Origin of the sequence: Streptomyces sp. NBC_01017 (assembly GCF_045162795.1) — a bacterium.
Lineage (GTDB): Bacteria > Actinomycetota > Actinomycetes > Streptomycetales > Streptomycetaceae > Streptomyces > Streptomyces machairae.
The window spans coordinates 3,899,908-3,916,139 of sequence record NZ_CP108683.1 but is presented as its reverse complement, the minus strand read 5'-3'; the positions used below and the strand labels follow the sequence as shown (position 1 = coordinate 3,916,139).

At 68.6% G+C, this 16,232-nt stretch carries 15 protein-coding genes; all 15 read left to right on the top strand.

The window, feature by feature from the left end; genetic code table 11:
• The first annotated feature begins 387 nt into the window (after nt 1-387).
• The 15 genes from rho (at nt 388) to OG331_RS17600 (ending at nt 16,154) form a co-directional block, all read left to right on the top strand.
• Entirely contained in the window at nt 388-2,400 is a 2,013-nt protein-coding gene (gene rho, locus OG331_RS17670) for a transcription termination factor Rho (protein ID WP_406197226.1), read from the top strand.
• 135 nt (nt 2,401-2,535) lie between these two features.
• Nucleotides 2,536-4,347 carry a trypsin-like serine protease gene (locus OG331_RS17665; RefSeq protein ID WP_406210083.1) on the top strand — a complete coding sequence of 604 codons (1,812 nt, stop codon included), beginning with the start codon at nt 2,536-2,538 and terminating at the stop codon, nt 4,345-4,347.
• Between the two features lie 206 nt (nt 4,348-4,553).
• Nucleotides 4,554-5,687, top strand: coding sequence for an LCP family protein (locus OG331_RS17660; RefSeq protein ID WP_406197223.1), 1,134 nt, complete (start codon nt 4,554-4,556; stop codon nt 5,685-5,687).
• A 242-nt stretch (nt 5,688-5,929) separates the two neighbouring features.
• On the top strand, nt 5,930-6,151 hold the full coding sequence (gene rpmE / locus OG331_RS17655; protein WP_406197221.1) for a 50S ribosomal protein L31: 222 nt from the start codon (nt 5,930-5,932) through the stop codon (nt 6,149-6,151).
• 104 nt (nt 6,152-6,255) lie between these two features.
• The gene (gene prfA, locus OG331_RS17650; protein WP_406197219.1) at nt 6,256-7,332 is read left to right on the top strand and encodes a peptide chain release factor 1; all 1,077 of its coding nucleotides are present in this window, start codon (nt 6,256-6,258) and stop codon (nt 7,330-7,332) included.
• A gap of 89 nt (nt 7,333-7,421) precedes the next feature.
• The gene (gene prmC / locus OG331_RS17645) at nt 7,422-8,261 is read left to right on the top strand and encodes a peptide chain release factor N(5)-glutamine methyltransferase (protein WP_328884322.1); all 840 of its coding nucleotides are present in this window, start codon (nt 7,422-7,424) and stop codon (nt 8,259-8,261) included.
• Between the two features lie 61 nt (nt 8,262-8,322).
• Nucleotides 8,323-8,970: an L-threonylcarbamoyladenylate synthase gene (locus OG331_RS17640; RefSeq protein ID WP_328879303.1), complete on the top strand. Its 648-nt coding sequence runs from the start codon at nt 8,323-8,325 to the stop codon at nt 8,968-8,970.
• Nucleotides 8,967-9,647, top strand: a complete 681-nt coding sequence (locus OG331_RS17635; RefSeq protein ID WP_328879302.1) for a protein-tyrosine-phosphatase — start codon at nt 8,967-8,969, stop codon at nt 9,645-9,647. Before OG331_RS17640 ends, OG331_RS17635 begins: the two co-directional genes overlap by 4 nt.
• A 252-nt stretch (nt 9,648-9,899) precedes the next feature.
• Nucleotides 9,900-11,138, top strand: a complete 1,239-nt coding sequence (glyA, locus tag OG331_RS17630) for a serine hydroxymethyltransferase (RefSeq protein WP_406197216.1) — start codon at nt 9,900-9,902, stop codon at nt 11,136-11,138.
• A 140-nt stretch (nt 11,139-11,278) separates the two neighbouring features.
• Nucleotides 11,279-12,625 (top strand): MraY family glycosyltransferase, encoded by a 1,347-nt coding sequence (locus OG331_RS17625; protein ID WP_406197214.1) that lies wholly within the window; start codon nt 11,279-11,281, stop codon nt 12,623-12,625.
• A gap of 327 nt (nt 12,626-12,952) precedes the next feature.
• On the top strand, nt 12,953-13,399 hold the full coding sequence (locus OG331_RS17620) for a hypothetical protein (RefSeq protein WP_406197212.1): 447 nt from the start codon (nt 12,953-12,955) through the stop codon (nt 13,397-13,399).
• Nucleotides 13,400-13,624: 225 nt separating this feature from the next.
• Complete coding sequence (atpB, locus tag OG331_RS17615) at nt 13,625-14,452, top strand: F0F1 ATP synthase subunit A (RefSeq protein WP_062717686.1); 828 nt, start codon at nt 13,625-13,627, stop codon at nt 14,450-14,452.
• A 75-nt stretch (nt 14,453-14,527) separates the two neighbouring features.
• The gene (gene atpE / locus OG331_RS17610; protein ID WP_009321656.1) at nt 14,528-14,758 is read left to right on the top strand and encodes an ATP synthase F0 subunit C; all 231 of its coding nucleotides are present in this window, start codon (nt 14,528-14,530) and stop codon (nt 14,756-14,758) included.
• 41 nt (nt 14,759-14,799) lie between these two features.
• Nucleotides 14,800-15,342, top strand: coding sequence for a F0F1 ATP synthase subunit B (locus OG331_RS17605; protein ID WP_406197209.1), 543 nt, complete (start codon nt 14,800-14,802; stop codon nt 15,340-15,342).
• Entirely contained in the window at nt 15,339-16,154 is an 816-nt protein-coding gene (locus OG331_RS17600; protein ID WP_406197207.1) for a F0F1 ATP synthase subunit delta, read from the top strand. The genes OG331_RS17605 and OG331_RS17600 overlap by 4 nt, the downstream gene beginning before the upstream one ends.
• Nucleotides 16,155-16,232: the final 78 nt, after the last annotated feature.

Genomic DNA, 16,232 nt, shown 5'->3' with positions numbered 1-16,232 from the left:
GAGGGGGAATGTTTGTTGGATCCGGTAGTGTTAACCTCAAGTCTGCACCCGACCCCACCATGGCGAGGTGCTTGTTGTCCCCGTCAGGGACAGACATTCTTCCGGGAGCCTCCCAAGCCGCACTGTGTTCCGTACGACGTACGCGAGCAGTACCTCGTACGCGGGCGCTGAGCGACTTGCCGGGCACGCTCCGGAACCGGCGCGACCGGGCCGAGTGACACAGACACTCCGTGCCACGGCTCTGGGAAGCGTCATCACCAGATATTTCCTCCGCCGCTTTGGCGGACCACCGCCCCGGCACGGTCCACACACCAGGGACCGAAGCCGGACAGCACAACCGGTCGCCGAGCCAGACAGGCCGACGTCCGCTCCAGGGAAGGACCCTTCGTGAGCGACACCACCGATCTGATGGGCGCACGTGTCGAGGAGACCGCTGCCGCGCCCGCCACGGACGCCTCCGCGCCTGCCACCGGTGCCGGCTCCCGGCGGCGCCGCGGTACCGGCCTTGAGGGCATGGTGCTGGCCGAGCTGCAGCAGGTCGCATCCGGCCTCGGCATCAGGGGCACCGCGCGTATGCGCAAGAGCCAGCTGATCGAGGTCATCAAGGAGGCGCAGGCCGGAGGAGGTGCCGCGGCTCCCAAGACGGAGGCCGCGACCGAGACCAAGCCCAAGCGCCGCGCCACCTCCAAGGCTCGTACCGGCGATGACGCCGACAAGAAGGCGGAGAAGGCGGCTGAGGCCCCCGCCGAGAAGGCCGTGGCCCAGCAGCAGATCGAGATTCCCGGCCAGCCGGCCAGCGACGACGCCCCGGCCGAGCGCCGCCGTCGTCGTGCCACGGCCGATGCCGGTGCCCCCGCGGCCGCCCCCGAGACGGTCGCCGCCGAGGCGAAGAGCGAGCCGAAGGCCGAGACGCCCGCGCAGTCGCAGGGCGACGCCAAGGGCGAGGCCGGTGAGGGCGGCGAGGGCCGTCGTCGTGACCGCCGTGAGCGTGGCCGCGACCGTGGCGAGCGCGGTGACCGCGGCGACCGCGGCGACCGCGGTGACCGCCGCAAGGGCGACGACCAGCAGGGTGGCGGTCGTCAGGACCGTGGCCAGCAGCAGAACCAGCAGCAGGGTGGCGGTCGTCAGGACCGTGGCCAGCAGCAGCAGGACGACGACGACTTCGAGGGTGGCCGCCGTGGCCGTCGCGGGCGTTACCGCGACCGTCGTGGCCGTCGCGGCCGCGACGACATCGCCTCGGAGCCGCAGATCAACGAGGACGACGTCCTGATCCCGGTCGCGGGCATCCTGGACATCCTCGACAACTACGCCTTCATCCGTACGTCGGGCTACCTGCCGGGCCCCAACGACGTGTACGTCTCCCTCGCCCAGGTCCGCAAGAACGGCCTGCGCAAGGGCGACCACATCACCGGTGCGGTCCGTCAGCCCAAGGAAGGCGAGCGGCGCGAGAAGTTCAACGCGCTGGTCCGCCTGGACTCCGTCAACGGCATGGCGCCCGAACACGGCCGCGGCCGCCCGGAGTTCAACAAGCTCACCCCGCTGTACCCGCAGGACCGGCTCCGTCTGGAGACCGACCCGGGCGTGCTGACCACCCGCATCATCGACCTCGTGTCGCCGATCGGTAAGGGCCAGCGCGGTCTGATCGTGGCCCCGCCGAAGACCGGTAAGACCATGATCATGCAGGCGATCGCCAACGCGATCACGCACAACAACCCCGAGTGCCACCTGATGGTCGTCCTCGTCGACGAGCGTCCGGAAGAGGTCACCGACATGCAGCGGTCGGTGAAGGGCGAGGTCATCTCCTCGACCTTCGACCGTCCGGCCGAGGACCACACGACGGTCGCCGAACTCGCCATCGAGCGTGCGAAGCGGCTGGTGGAGCTGGGTCACGACGTCGTCGTGCTGCTCGACTCCATCACGCGTCTGGGCCGTGCGTACAACCTCGCCGCGCCCGCCTCCGGCCGCATCCTGTCCGGTGGTGTCGACTCGACCGCGCTGTACCCGCCGAAGCGCTTCTTCGGTGCCGCGCGCAACATCGAGGACGGCGGCTCGCTGACGATCCTCGCCACCGCGCTGGTGGACACCGGGTCCCGCATGGACGAGGTCATCTTCGAGGAGTTCAAGGGCACCGGCAACGCCGAGCTCAAGCTCGACCGGAAGCTCGCCGACAAGCGCATCTTCCCGGCGGTGGACGTCGACGCGTCCGGTACCCGTAAGGAAGAGATCCTGCTGGCTCCCGACGAGCTTGCCATCGTCTGGAAGCTGCGCCGGGTGCTGCACGCCCTCGACCAGCAGCAGGCGGTCGAGCTGCTCCTCGACAAGATGAAGCAGACGAAGTCGAACGCCGAGTTCCTGATGCAGATTCAGAAGACGACGCCGGCCCCCGGCAACGGCGACTGAGCACAAGCGACCCCGAAAAGGCCGCTTCCCGTCAATCAGTGACGGGAAGCGGCCTTTTGGCGCTGAGAGGGACGGGCGTATCAGTACGCCTCTTCCTACTCTTGTGTCTCTGGGGGGACCTTCTTGAGCACCACCATGTCCGGCAGTGGTCGTCACAGACGCCGGATACGTTTCGGGCTGCCCGTTGCCGCCGCCGGTGTCGCCGCGGCCGTTGCCGCCGCGCTGCTGACCTCATCCGCCGGGGCCGCGACCGCGCTGCCCAGGCCCACCGTGAAGCCCGCCACCAGCTCCGCCTCGCTCGCCGAGCTGGAGCGGCGGGTCGTCGGTGCCGTCGCCGGTGACGACACCGCGGGGGAGACGACCGGGAAGTCGTCGTTCGGCGCGAGCAGCACCAGCTCCTCCGATGACTCCACCGTGAGCCCCATGGTCATCGGCGGCACCACGACCGGGATCACCTCGGCGCCCTGGATGGCGCAGCTCTGGTACTACGACGACCAGGGCACCGCCGACGAGGCCGACGACCTCGGGTTCTTCTGCGGGGGCGCCGTCGTCGCGCCGACGAAGATCCTCACCGCCGCGCACTGCGTCAAGGGCTACGACTGGCACAACTACGGCGCCGTCATCACCGGCACCGCCCAGCTGCCGACCACCGACGACGCCGGCAACAGCGACCTGCACGGCGGCACCGTCACGCTGCCGCACCGGCAGTGGTACCACCCGTCGTACAACTCGACGACGATCGACAACGACATGGCCGTCATCACGCTGGCGAACGCGGTCAAGGCGACGCCGATCCGTATGACGACGTCCGGTGACACGGCCTCGTACGCCGCCGGGACCAGCGCCAAGGTCTACGGCTGGGGCCGTACCAGCTCCACCAGCTCGGACATCTCCCAGACGCTGAAGACGGCCACGCTGCCCATTCAGTCCGACACCACCTGCGCCGGCTACTACGGCGGCGAGTTCGTCAAGGGCCACATGGTCTGCGCGGGCAAGCCGGCGAGCGGCGCCGACAGCGGCACCACCTCCGCGTGCAACGGGGACTCCGGCGGGCCGCTCGTCGTGAACGGCCGGATCGTCGGTGTCGTCTCCTGGGGTGTGCGGGACTGCGTCGCCAAGGGTGCGTACAGCGTCTTCGCCAAGGTGACGAGCTACGTCGGCGCCGCCTACCCGCGCGTGGACGACACCAACCTCAGCGGGGACCACCGGGCCGACCTGTGGCTGCGCAACGCCTCCACCCGGACGGGGTACTCGAAGGACTCGGCCGGCACCTCGTTCGGGGCGCGCGAGTCCTGGGGCAACTGGGACGGTGTCAACGTCGTCCTGCAGACCGATCTCGACCGGGACGGCTACCAGGACCTGGTGTACCGGCGCAGCTCCGACGGCGACCTGTTCTGGTCGCACTTCGTGCGCTCCAGCGGCAGTTGGACCACCAAACAGCTCGCCGACAACTGGAAGACCCGCACCCGCATCGTCACCCCGGGCGACGTCACCGGCGACTACCTGCCCGACCTGCTGTCGGTCGACTCCGGCGGCTATCTGTGGATCTACCCGGGCAAGGGCAATGGCACCTTCGGCGCCCGGGTGAAGGTCGGCTCCGGCTGGAACCAGTACAACTCGCTGCGCGGCCACGGCGACTTCACCGGCGACGGCAGGACCGACCTGATCGCGCGCAGCAAGACCGGCGGCCACGTCTATCTCTTCAAGGGCACCGGCAAGGCCGGCACGGGAGCCTTCGCCGGCCGCGTCAAGATGCGCACCTGGGAGAGCTACACGGCCTTCGACGCCGTCGGCGACGTGACCGGCGACGGCAAGGCGGACTTCCTGGCCCGCAACTCCACCGGCACGCTCTATCTGTACCCCGGTTCCGGTAAGGCCACGAGCGAGATCTTTACCACAGCAAGATCCGTGGGAACCGATTACAAGCAGTACGACATCTTCGGCTGAAATCGCAGGTGAGGCCGGTTTGCCAGGCCGCTGTGACTACGCACCGTGCCCATCGCCTGCGAGCGGTGGGCACGGTCCGTTGTGCAACCCTTCTCCGAGTTTCCCCGTCTGACCGGACGGGGTGACGATGGTGTGGTACGGGCCAAATGGCCACGCCTGACCCTGAAAGCAGGGGGTAACCGACCGGACGAGAACCGAGGAGCACAGTGTCTGCCGAGAGCACGCCGGAGCCTGCCATACCAGGCGAAAACGGCACCAAGGGTCCGCGTGGCCGCGCCAAGGGCCGCCGACGCAAGCCGCGCGACAAGCGCAAGGGCCTGCTGATCATGGCCTGGACGGCCGCCGGGATCGTGGTCCTGGGCGGCACCGGCGCGGGTTACCTGTACTTCAAGCTCAACGGCAACCTCAAGAGCGTCGACATCGACCAGGCCCTCGGCACCGACCGGCCCGAGAAGGTCGACAACGGCTCGGAGAACATCCTCGTCCTCGGCTCGGACACCCGCTCCGGCAACAACAAGGAGCTCGGCGGCGGCGCCGACGACGGCAGCGCCCGCTCGGACACGGCGATGATCCTGCACGTCTACAAGGGCCACAAGAAGGCGAGCGTCGTCTCCATCCCGCGGGACACGCTCATCGACCGGCCCGACTGCACCGACACCAACGGCAAGACGTACCCGGCCGACTCCGACGTGATGTTCAACTCCGCGTACACGACGGGCGGAGCGGCCTGTGCGGTGAAGACGGTCGAGTCCGTCTCCGGCATTCGCATGGACCACTACCTGGAGGTCGACTTCTCCGGCTTCCAGAAGCTGGTCGACAAGCTCGGCGGCGTCGAGGTCACCACCACCAAGGCCATCAACGACCCCGACAGCCACCTCAACCTCGCGGCCGGCACGCACCAGCTCACCGGCAAGCAGGCCCTCGGCCTGGTCCGCACCCGGCACGGCGTCGGCGACGGCTCCGACCTCGGCCGCATCCAGCTCCAGCAGGCCTTCATCAAGGCACTGATCAACCAGATCAAGGACATCAACCTCTTCGGCAACCCGAAGAAGCTCTACGACCTGGCCAACACCGCCACCAAGACGGTGACCACCGACTCCGACCTGGGCTCGGTCAACTCGCTCATGTCGTTCGCCAATGGCCTCAAGAGCATCGATTCCAAGAACATGACCATGGTCACGATGCCGGTCCAGTACGACCCGGCGGACCCGAACCGGGTGATCGTGGCCGAGTCACAGGCCAAGCAGGTGTGGACGGCCCTGAAGAACGACAAGCCGATCCCGAAGTCCGCCACCAAGGGCACGGCGAAGGGCGACGCCAACAGCGTGGTGACGCCCTGAGGGGCGCGCCACCGAAGTACTCGGCCTCCACGATCGTGCGCAGCAGCTCCTCGCCGGCGATCACCGCCCGCAACGCGTAACTCATCCCCGCACCCCTCGCTCCAGGCCCCCGGGAATAGATCACACCGCCCCCCGGTTTTGGGGGATGGCACCAGTCCTGGCAGACTGGTACGTCGGCTCCGGTTCACGCTCTCGTATCCCGCGGCAGCGACCCGGCGCCCTCCCGAAACTAGGAGACACCCTTGAAGCGCGACATCCACCCCGAGTACGTCGAGACGCAGGTCAGCTGCACCTGTGGCGCGTCGTTCACCACCCGCAGCACGATCTCCAGCGGCGCCATCCGCGCCGAGGTCTGCTCCGAGTGCCACCCGTTCTACACGGGTAAGCAGAAGATCCTCGACACCGGTGGCCGTGTGGCCCGCTTCGAGGCCCGCTTCGGCAAGGCTTCCGGCTCCAAGAAGTAGCGAGCTCCAATTCGCCGGTCCACGGCCGCGCCCTACTCAGGCGCGCCGGGACCGGCGTTTTTGGTCGCCCGCCCTTCACAGACGTACCTACACAGGAGCCAAAGATGTTCGAGGCCGTCGAGGAGCTCGTCGCAGAGCACGCCGACCTGGAGACGAAGCTCGCCGACCCGTCGGTCCACGCGGACCAGGCGAACGCGCGCAAGCTGAACAAGCGCTACGCCGAGCTCACCCCGATCGTCGCCACGTACCGCTCCTGGAAGCAGACCGGCGACGACGTCGAGACGGCGAAGGAATTCGCCGCCGACGACCCGGACTTCGCGGCCGAGGTCAAGGAGCTGGACAAGCAGCGCGAGGTACTGACCGAGAAGCTGCGTCTGCTGCTCGTCCCGCGTGACCCGAGTGACGACAAGGACGTCATTCTGGAGATCAAGGCGGGTGCGGGCGGCGACGAGTCCGCGCTGTTCGCCGGTGACCTGCTGCGCATGTATCTGCGGTACGCCGAGCGCGTCGGCTGGAAGACCGAGATCATCGACTCGACCGAGTCCGAGCTCGGCGGCTACAAGGACGTCCAGGTCGCTGTGAAGACCAAGGGCGGGAACGGCGCCACCGAGCCCGGCCAGGGTGTCTGGGCCCGGATGAAGTACGAGGGCGGCGTGCACCGCGTGCAGCGTGTGCCGGCGACCGAGTCGCAGGGCCGTATCCACACGTCCGCGGCCGGCGTGCTCGTGACGCCCGAGGCCGAGGAGGTCGACGTCGAGGTCAACCCCAACGACCTCCGCATCGACGTCTACCGGTCCTCCGGACCCGGTGGCCAGTCCGTCAACACCACCGACTCCGCCGTGCGCATCACGCACATTCCCACCGGAGTCGTCGCCTCCTGCCAGAACGAGAAGAGCCAGCTGCAGAACAAGGAGCAGGCACTGCGTATCCTGCGCTCCAGGCTGCTCGCAGCGGCGCAGGAGGAAGCGGAGAAGGAAGCAGCCGACGCCCGCCGCAGCCAGGTCCGCACCGTCGACCGCTCCGAGAAGATCCGCACCTACAACTTCCCGGAGAATCGCATCTCGGACCACCGCGTCGGCTTCAAGGCCTACAACCTGGACCAGGTCCTGGACGGCGACCTCGACGCGGTGATCCAGGCCTGCGTCGACGCGGACTCGGCAGCGAAGCTGGCGGCTGCGTAAGGACGTAAGGGACGTACGCACGTACGAGTACGACACGGAGGACTTGCGTGCAGCAATTCATTGGGGGGCGACCCTCAAGCCCCCGCAGCGTGCTGCTCGCGGAGGTGGCACAGGCCACCCAGCGGCTGGCCGACGCCGGCGTGCCCTCGCCGCGCAACGACGCGGAGGAGCTCGCCGCGTTCGTGCACGGTGTGAAGCGGGGCGAGCTGCATTCCGTGAAGGACTCGGACTTCGACGCCCGCTACTGGGAGGTCATCGCCCGCCGTGAGCAGCGCGAGCCGCTGCAGCACATCACCGGGCGGGCCTACTTCCGCTATCTCGAACTCCAAGTCGGGCCCGGGGTGTTCGTGCCCCGCCCCGAGACCGAGTCGGTGGTCGGCTGGGCCATAGACGCGGTGCGCGCGATGGATGTCGTCGAGCCCTGCATCGTCGACCTGTGCACCGGCACCGGCGCCATCGCGCTCGCCCTCGCCCAGGAGGTCCCTCGCTCGCGCGTGCACGCCGTGGAGCTGTCCGAGGACGCCCTGCACTGGACGCGCAAGAACGTCGAGGGGTCCAGGGTCGACCTGCGTCAGGGCAACGCCCTGGACGCCTTCCCCGACCTCGACGGCCAGGTCGACCTGGTCATCTCCAACCCGCCCTACATCCCGCTCACCGAATGGGAGTACGTCGCTCCCGAGGCGCGGGACTACGATCCCGAACTCGCCCTGTTCTCGGGCGAGGACGGCCTCGACCTCATTCGCGGTCTGGAACGGACCGCACACCGTCTCCTCCGTCCCGGCGGCGTCGTTGTCATCGAACACGCCGACACCCAGGGCGGCCAGGTGCCGTGGATCTTCACCGAGGAGCGGGGCTGGGCCGACGCGGCCGACCACCCCGACCTCAACAACCGCCCGAGGTTCGCGACCGCCCGCAAGGCGCTGCCGTGACCGCCCCCGAGACTCTTACCCCGCAGTACGTGTACTTCGTGTACGAGGAGGCCCGCTAGATATGGCACGGCGATACGACACCAACGACGCGACCGACCGCACGACCGGTCTGCGTGAAGCCGCGTCCGCCGTCCGCCGTGGCGAGCTCGTGGTCCTCCCGACCGACACGGTGTACGGCATCGGCGCCGACGCGTTCGCCAAGGAGGCCGTCGGCGACCTGCTGGAGGCCAAGGGCCGGGGCCGCAACATGCCCACCCCTGTGCTGATCGGCTCCCCGAACACGCTCCACGGTCTCGTCACGGACTTCTCCGAGCTGGCCTGGGAGCTGGTCGATGCCTTCTGGCCGGGCGCGCTGACGCTGGTCGCCAAGCACCAGCCGTCGCTGCAGTGGGACCTGGGCGACACCCGGGGCACGGTTGCCGTGCGCATGCCACTGCACCCGATCGCCATCGAGCTGCTGACGGAGGTCGGTCCGATGGCGGTCTCGTCGGCCAACCTGACGGGTCACCCGGCCCCGGAGGACTGCGACGCCGCGCAGGAGATGCTCGGCGACTCGGTGTCCGTGTACCTGGACGGCGGCCCGACCCCCGGCAACGTCCCGTCGTCGATCGTGGACGTGACGCGCGAAGTGCCCCTCCTCCTGCGCGCGGGCGCGATCTCCGCGGAAGAGCTGCGGAAGGTCGTACCCGACCTCGAGGTGGCCAATTGACAGCCCCTGAAGCGGGGCGTGGCATAGGCAACGGGGAAAGCGCGGCGGAGATCACGACGACGTTCGTCGGTCTCCCGCGTGACAGCTTCCGCATCCTCCACGTCAGCACCGGCAATGTGTGCCGCTCGCCGATCACCGAGCGGCTGACCCGTCATTTCGTGGCGCAGCGGCTCGGTGTGCTCGGCGGCGGGCTGATCGTGGAGAGCGCGGGCACCTGGGGCCACGAGGGCGCGCCCATGGAATCCAACGCGGAGACCGTCCTCGCCGACTTCGGCGCGGACGCCTCCGGCTTCGTCGGCCGCGAGCTCCTCGACGAGCACGTCATCCGCGCCGACCTGGTCCTGACGGCCACCCGTGACCACCGCGCCCAGGTCATCTCGATGGGCCATTCGGCGGGCTTGCGCACCTTCACCCTCAAGGAGTTCACCCGCCTGGTGAAGGCCATAGACCCGGCGACGCTCCCTCCGCTGGAGGAAGGCGTGGTCTTCCGTGCCCGCGCCCTGGTCCGTGCGGCGGCGGCTCTGCGCGGGTGGCTCCTGGCGCCGACGGCGGAGGCGGACGAGGTGTACGACCCGTACGGGGCGCCGCTCACGTTCTTCCGGTCGGTGGGGGACGAGATACACGAGGCGCTGGATCCGGTGGTGACCGCGTTGACGGGGGTTCGTGCGCGGGCGTGACGCGGGCCGGGGTTCGGCGGGCGGAGTCCGCCGCAGCGGTCCCGATGCCTGGGAGGCCCGCCAGGGCCGAGCAGTGCGAGGGGCGCGCCCGCGCCTCGGTCCGTGCGGCGGCGGCTCTGCGCCGGTGGCTCCTCGCGCCGTGGTGACCGCGTAGACGGGCATTCGTGCAAGCGCGTGACAACACCGGGCGCGGCTGACATCCCCGGCCTACATTGGACGTACGTCACCGTCGACGCACGCCCGGAGCCCACCATGTCGGTCACCCATACCCTCGAGGCCGATGTCCTGCGGCGGCAGGACCCGCAGCTCGCCGACATCCTGCTCGGGGAGCTCGAGCGGCAGTCGACGACGCTTCAGCTCATCGCCGCCGAGAACTACACCTCGCCGGCCGTGCTGGCGGCGCTCGGATCGCCGCTCGCCAACAAGTACGCGGAGGGGTACCCGGGCGCCCGCTACCACGGCGGGTGCGAGATGGTCGACGTCGCCGAGCGCCTCGCCGTCGAGCGGGCCATGGCGCTCTTCGGCGCCGAGCACGCCAACGTCCAGTCGCACTCGGGGTCTTCGGCCGTCCTCGCCGCGTACGCCGCCCTGCTGCGCCCCGGCGACACCGTCCTCGCCCTCGGACTGCCGTACGGCGGACACCTCACGCACGGCTCGCCCGCCAACTTCTCCGGCCGCTGGTTCGACTTCGTCGGCTACGGGGTGGACGCCGAGACCGGGCTCATCGACTACGACCAGGTGCGCACGCTCGCCCGCAACCACCGGCCCAAGGCCGTCGTGTGCGGGTCCATCGCCTACCCGCGCCACATCGACTACGCCGTCTTCCGCGACATCGCCGACGAGGTGGGCGCGTATCTCATCGCCGACGCCGCCCACCCGATGGGGCTCGTCGCCGGCGGAGCGGCCCCGAACCCGGTGCCGTACGCCGATGTGGTGTGCGCCACCACCCACAAGGTGCTGCGCGGTCCGCGCGGCGGCATGATCCTGTGCGGCTCGGACCTCGCCGAGCGGATCGACCGCGCTGTGTTTCCTTTCACACAAGGCGGCGCCCAGATGCACACCATCGCCGCCAAGGCCGTCGCGTTCGGCGAGGCGGCAACCCCGGCGTTCGCGGTGTACGCCCATCAGGTGGTCGCCAATGCCAGAACCCTGGCAGCCGGGCTGGCGGCCGAGGGTCTTGTCGTCACCACGGGCGGCACCGACACGCACCTCATCACCGCCGACCCGGCGCCCCTGGGCGTCGACGGCAGGGACGCACGCGGACGGCTCGCGGCGGCCGGGATGGTGCTGGACTGCTGCGCCCTGCCGCACGGCGACGCCCGCGGCCTGCGCCTCGGCACGGCGGCCGTGACCACGCAGGGCATGGGGGAGGCTGAGATGGTGTGGCTCGCCGCACTGCTGGCGAGCGTGCTGCGAGGGGAGACCGAAACTCAGAAGGCGCGTGAAGAAGTGCGGGAGCTGGCCGGTAGATTTCTGCCGTATCCCGGCTGAGACGGGGTAGACGCACCTGCGCACACAGCCACACGTGCAACCATCGTCGCTACCCGGAAGTCCCCACACATATGCGTCGCGTATCTGTACGTCGCTAGGGTGTGGGGCTGAGATGGCCAGCGAGACTTGTGGGGAAGCCCGTGCGTGAATACCTGCTGACGCTCTGCATCACGGCCGCGGTGACGTATCTGCTGACAGGGCCGGTGCGTAAGTTCGCGATCGTGGCCGGAGCGATGCCGGAGATCCGGGCACGCGACGTGCACCGGGAGCCAACTCCGCGGCTCGGCGGTATCGCGATGTTCTTCGGCCTGTGCGCGGGCCTGCTGGTCGCGGACCACCTGACCAACCTCAGTACGGTCTTCGAGAAGTCCAACGAACCGCGGGCGCTGCTCTCCGGAGCGGCGCTCATCTGGCTGATCGGCGTCCTGGACGACAAGTTCGAGATCGACGCCCTGATCAAGCTGGGCGGCCAGATGATCGCCGCCGGCGTCATGGTCATGCAGGGTCTGACGATCCTGTGGCTGCCGATCCCGACCGTCGGCAATGTCGCGCTGACCCAGTGGCAGGGCACCCTGCTCACCGTCGCCCTCGTCGTCATCACCATCAACGCGGTCAACTTCGTCGACGGCCTGGACGGCCTGGCAGCAGGCGTGGTCTGCATCGCGTCGGCAGCGTTCTTCCTCTACGCCTACCGCGTCTGGGTGTCGTACGGCATCGAGGCCGCCGCCCCCGCCACGCTGTTCTCGGCGATCCTGATGGGCATGTGCCTGGGCTTCCTGCCGCACAACATGCACCCGGCGCGGATCTTCATGGGCGACTCCGGCTCGATGCTGATCGGCCTGGTGCTGGCGGCGGGCGCGATCTCCATCACGGGACAGGTCGACCCGGATGCGCTGAAGCTGTTCGCCGGCTCCGAGAAGGCGGCCGTGCACCAGACGGTGCCGGTCTACATCCCGCTGCTGCTGCCGCTCACGATCATCGCGATCCCGGCCGCCGACCTGGTGCTGGCGATCGTCCGCCGCACCTGGCGCGGCCAGTCGCCGTTCGCCGCCGACCGGGGTCACCTCCACCACCGTCTGCTGGAGATCGGCCACTCCCACAGCCGCGCGGTGCTGATCATGTACTTCTGGTCGGCCCTGATCGCCTTCGGCGCCCTCGCCTACTCCGTGAACTCGGCGTCCATGTGGATCGTGCTCGGGGTGGTGTTCCTCAGCGCCATCGGTCTGATCCTGCTGCTGCTCCCGCGCTTCACGCCGCGTACGCCCCGTTGGGCCGAGGCCTTCGTGCCGCCGCGCTACCGCCGCAGCGGCGCCATCGCGGAGCCGGCGGCCACCACACCGCAGTCCGGCGGTGCCGGGGAGTCGGACGGGTCGGAGGAGGAGCAGCGCACTCCGGTCGCCGCCGGCGTCTCGCGCGTCAACGGGGCGACCGCGATCGGCGCCCGTTCTCGCCACCTGGACCGGCGGAAGGCCGGAACGTCGCGCTGACGGTCCGACCGTCAAGGCAAGGGCCCGGGGCCAAGGTAAGAATCTGACTAGAGCATTGCCAAGTCATGGGGGAGCGAAGCGCCCCAATACCAGACAAGTCGACCGCATGCCTGCACAGACGCGCACCATCACTCTCATGTGTGACACTGAGCACGCCTCCAGGTAAAGACCTCATCAAATAGTTTGTGATACGGTTCACGAGAACCCCCCGGATAGAGCCGAAGGGCCGTAGTGCGACGGTCCATTGGTGTGAGGTTCTCTCTCAGCCCGGGACTACGCTCGTCCATGACGACACCCTGCCCCCACCGTGAAAGCGGAGTTGCCGCCATGCCGTCCAATGACGCCCGGATCCTGCTCCAGGCCGCCCTGCCCACAGCCGCCGCCGGTGCTGTTGCCGCCGTCGTCAGTGGGGTGGTTGCCGGTGGCAAGGGGGCGATCGGGGCGGTCCTCGCGACAATTGTCGTGATCCTGTTCATGGGGCTCGGTCTCTACGTTCTCCAGCGCACTGCCAAATCGCTTCCGCATCTGTTCCAGGCAATGGGCCTGATGCTGTACGCGGCGCAGATCCTGCTGCTGTTCATCTTCATGGCCGCGTTCAAGAACACCACGCTCTTCAATCCCCGGGCCTTCGCGTTCACGCTGCTCGCGACCACGCTCGTGTGGATCGCGCTGCAGACCCGTGCCCACATGAAGGCCAAAATCCTCTACGTCGAACCCGATTCGGGCGTCTCCTCGAAGGGTGACAAGCCCGAAAAGACGGGGCACTCGTCGTGAGGGGTAGGGCCGGGATAAAGCCGCTTGAGAAGTCCTGCTATCGTCCGGTGCCAACTGCGGCATCGCGGGCGCGGGCATCTGAGCTGACGCCTGCTCAATCGCGAGGCGAGATGCCCCACAGCCGCCCCCACATCCGTAACACCAGTCCCGTGCCGAACCGCGGCTGCGCGCCGCGCCGACACAACGAGGTTGCCGTACCTATGCGCCACGCTGAAGGAGCCCGCGGTGAGTGCTGACCCGACGCAGGTGCTCGCCTTCGACACCAACTGCCACCTCTTCGACGGGTGTGGCTTCGCCGATGTGTCCCCGGGCCTGCACTCGTTCATGTTCCAGCCCCTGTGGGGTGACGGCGACAGCAACGTGTACTTCAACAAGACGATGCTGCTGGCGCTGCTCGGCTCGATCATCATCGTGGGCTTCTTCTGGGCCGCCTTCCGTAGGCCGCAGGTGGTCCCGGGCAAGCTCCAGATGGTCGCCGAGGCGGGCTACGACTTCATCCGGCGCGGTGTCGTCTACGAGACCATCGGCAAGAAGGAAGGCGAGAAGTACGTACCGCTCGTCGTCTCGCTCTTCTTCTTCGTCTGGATGCTGAACCTCTGGTCGATCATTCCGATCGCCCAGTTCCCGGTCACCTCGATCATCTCGTATCCGCTGGTCCTGGCCCTGATCGTCTACATCCTGTGGGTGTCCCTGACGTTCAAGCGGCACGGCTTCGTCGGCTTCTGGAAGAACGTCACGGGCTACGACAAGTCGCTCGGCGCGGTGCTTCCGCTTGCCATGCTGATCGAGCTGTTCTCGAACCTGCTGATCCGGCCGTTCACCCACGCCGTGCGACTCTTCGCGAACATGTTCGCGGGGCACACCCTGCTGCTGCTGTTCACGATCGCCAGCTGGTACATGCTGAACGGCTTCGGCATCGCCTACGCGGGTGTCTCGTTCGTGATGGTCATCGTGATGACCGCCTTCGAGCTGTTCATCCAGGCCCTGCAGGCGTACGTGTTCGTCCTGCTGACGTGCACCTACATTCAGGGCGCTCTCGCCGAGCACCACTGAGCCACCGCCCTGCTACCTCCACAGATCGTCCGGTGGCCAACCCCCACCGGTCCGTAAAGAAAAGGAAGAACTGGCATGTCCCAGACCCTTGCTGCTGTCGAAGGCTCCCTCGGCTCCATCGGTTACGGCCTCGCCGCGATCGGCCCGGGCGTCGGCGTCGGCATCATCTTCGGTAACGGCACCCAGGCCCTGGCCCGTCAGCCCGAGGCTGCCGGCCTGATCCGTGCCAACCAGATCCTCGGCTTCGCCTTCTGTGAGGCGCTCGCCCTGATCGGTCTGGTCATGCCGTTCGTCTACGGCTACTGATCAGCGAAAACAGTCCAGCCGACTAGACGAAAGGCACTCACATGAGCCAGCTGCTCATCGCGGCGAGCGAGGGGGAGAACCCCCTCATCCCGCCGGTCCCTGAGCTTGTCATCGGCCTCCTCGCCTTCGTCATCGTCTTCGGCTTCCTCGCCAAGAAGCTCCTCCCGAACATCAACAAGGTTCTGGAAGAGCGCCGCGAGGCCATCGAGGGCGGTATCGAGAAGGCCGAGGCCGCCCAGACCGAGGCCCAGAGCGTTCTGGAGCAGTACAAGGCCCAGCTCGCCGAGGCCCGGCACGAGGCCGCGCGTCTGCGCCAGGAGGCGCAGGAACAGGGCGCCACGCTCATCGCCGAGATGCGCGCGGAAGGCCAGCGGCAGCGCGAGGAGATCGTCGCCGCCGGTCACGCCCAGGTCGAGGCCGACCGCAAGGCCGCCGCGTCCGCGCTGCGCCAGGACGTCGGCAAGCTCGCCACCGAACTGGCCGGCAAGCTCGTCGGCGAGTCCCTCGAGGACCACGCCCGGCAGAGCCGTGTCATCGACCGTTTCCTCGAGGACCTTGAGGAGAAGGCCGAGGCCGCGCGATGAACGGAGCGAGCCGCGAGGCCCTGGCAGCCGCACGTGAGCGTCTCGACGCGCTGACGGACAACACGTCCGTCGACGCGGCCAAGCTCGCCGACGAGCTGGCCGCCGTCACCGCGCTGCTCGACCGCGAGGTGTCGCTGCGTCGGGTCCTCACCGACCCGGCGCAGGCCGGCGAGGCCAAGGCCGAGCTGGCTCAGCGCCTGCTCGGTGGCCAGGTCGGCGGCGAGACCGCTGACCTGCTGGCCGGCATGGTGCGTTCCCGCTGGTCGCAGTCCCGCGACCTGGTGGACGCGCTGGAGGAGCTGGCGGACACCGCCGACCTCACCGCCGCGCAGCGCACGGGCAAGCTCGACGACGTCGAGGACGAGCTGTTCCGGTTCGGCCGGATCGTCTTCTCGAGCACCGAGCTGCGTGCCGCGCTGACCAACCGCGCCGCAACGGCGTCGGCCAAGAGCGAGCTGCTGCGCAGCCTGCTCGGCGGCCGGGCCAAGGCGACCACGGAGCGTCTGGTGACGCGTCTTGTGACCGCGCCGCGTGGACGTAGCCTGGAGTCGGGACTGGAGTCCCTGTCCAAGCTCGCCGCCGAGCGCCGGGACCGCATGGTGGCCATCGTCACCTCGGCGGTGCCGCTGAGCGACCCGCAGAGGCAGCGCCTGGGTGCCGCCCTCGCGAAGCTCTACGGCCGCCAGATGCACCTCAACCTCGACGTGGACCCCGAGGTCGTCGGCGGAATCCGGGTGCGGGTCGGTGACGAGGTCATCAACGGCTCCCTCGCGGACCGCATCGAGGACGCCGGCCGCCGACTGGCGAGCTAGCAGCAACTTCATAGCAAGAGCAGTACGTACTTACGACGGCCCATGTTGGGCCGTGCAGAGGATTCACCTCTTTTACGG

Coding starts and splice junctions, on each gene's coding strand:
- OG331_RS17665 (WP_406210083.1), top strand. CDS start 2,536: ATGTCCGGCAGTGGTCGTCACAGACGCCGGATACGTTTCGGGCTGCCC.
- prfA (WP_406197219.1), top strand. CDS start 6,256: ATGTTCGAGGCCGTCGAGGAGCTCGTCGCAGAGCACGCCGACCTGGAG.
- OG331_RS17640 (WP_328879303.1), top strand. CDS start 8,323: ATGGCACGGCGATACGACACCAACGACGCGACCGACCGCACGACCGGT.
- glyA (WP_406197216.1), top strand. CDS start 9,900: ATGTCGGTCACCCATACCCTCGAGGCCGATGTCCTGCGGCGGCAGGAC.
- OG331_RS17620 (WP_406197212.1), top strand. CDS start 12,953: ATGCCGTCCAATGACGCCCGGATCCTGCTCCAGGCCGCCCTGCCCACA.
- atpE (WP_009321656.1), top strand. CDS start 14,528: ATGTCCCAGACCCTTGCTGCTGTCGAAGGCTCCCTCGGCTCCATCGGT.
- OG331_RS17605 (WP_406197209.1), top strand. CDS start 14,800: ATGAGCCAGCTGCTCATCGCGGCGAGCGAGGGGGAGAACCCCCTCATC.
- OG331_RS17600 (WP_406197207.1), top strand. CDS start 15,339: ATGAACGGAGCGAGCCGCGAGGCCCTGGCAGCCGCACGTGAGCGTCTC.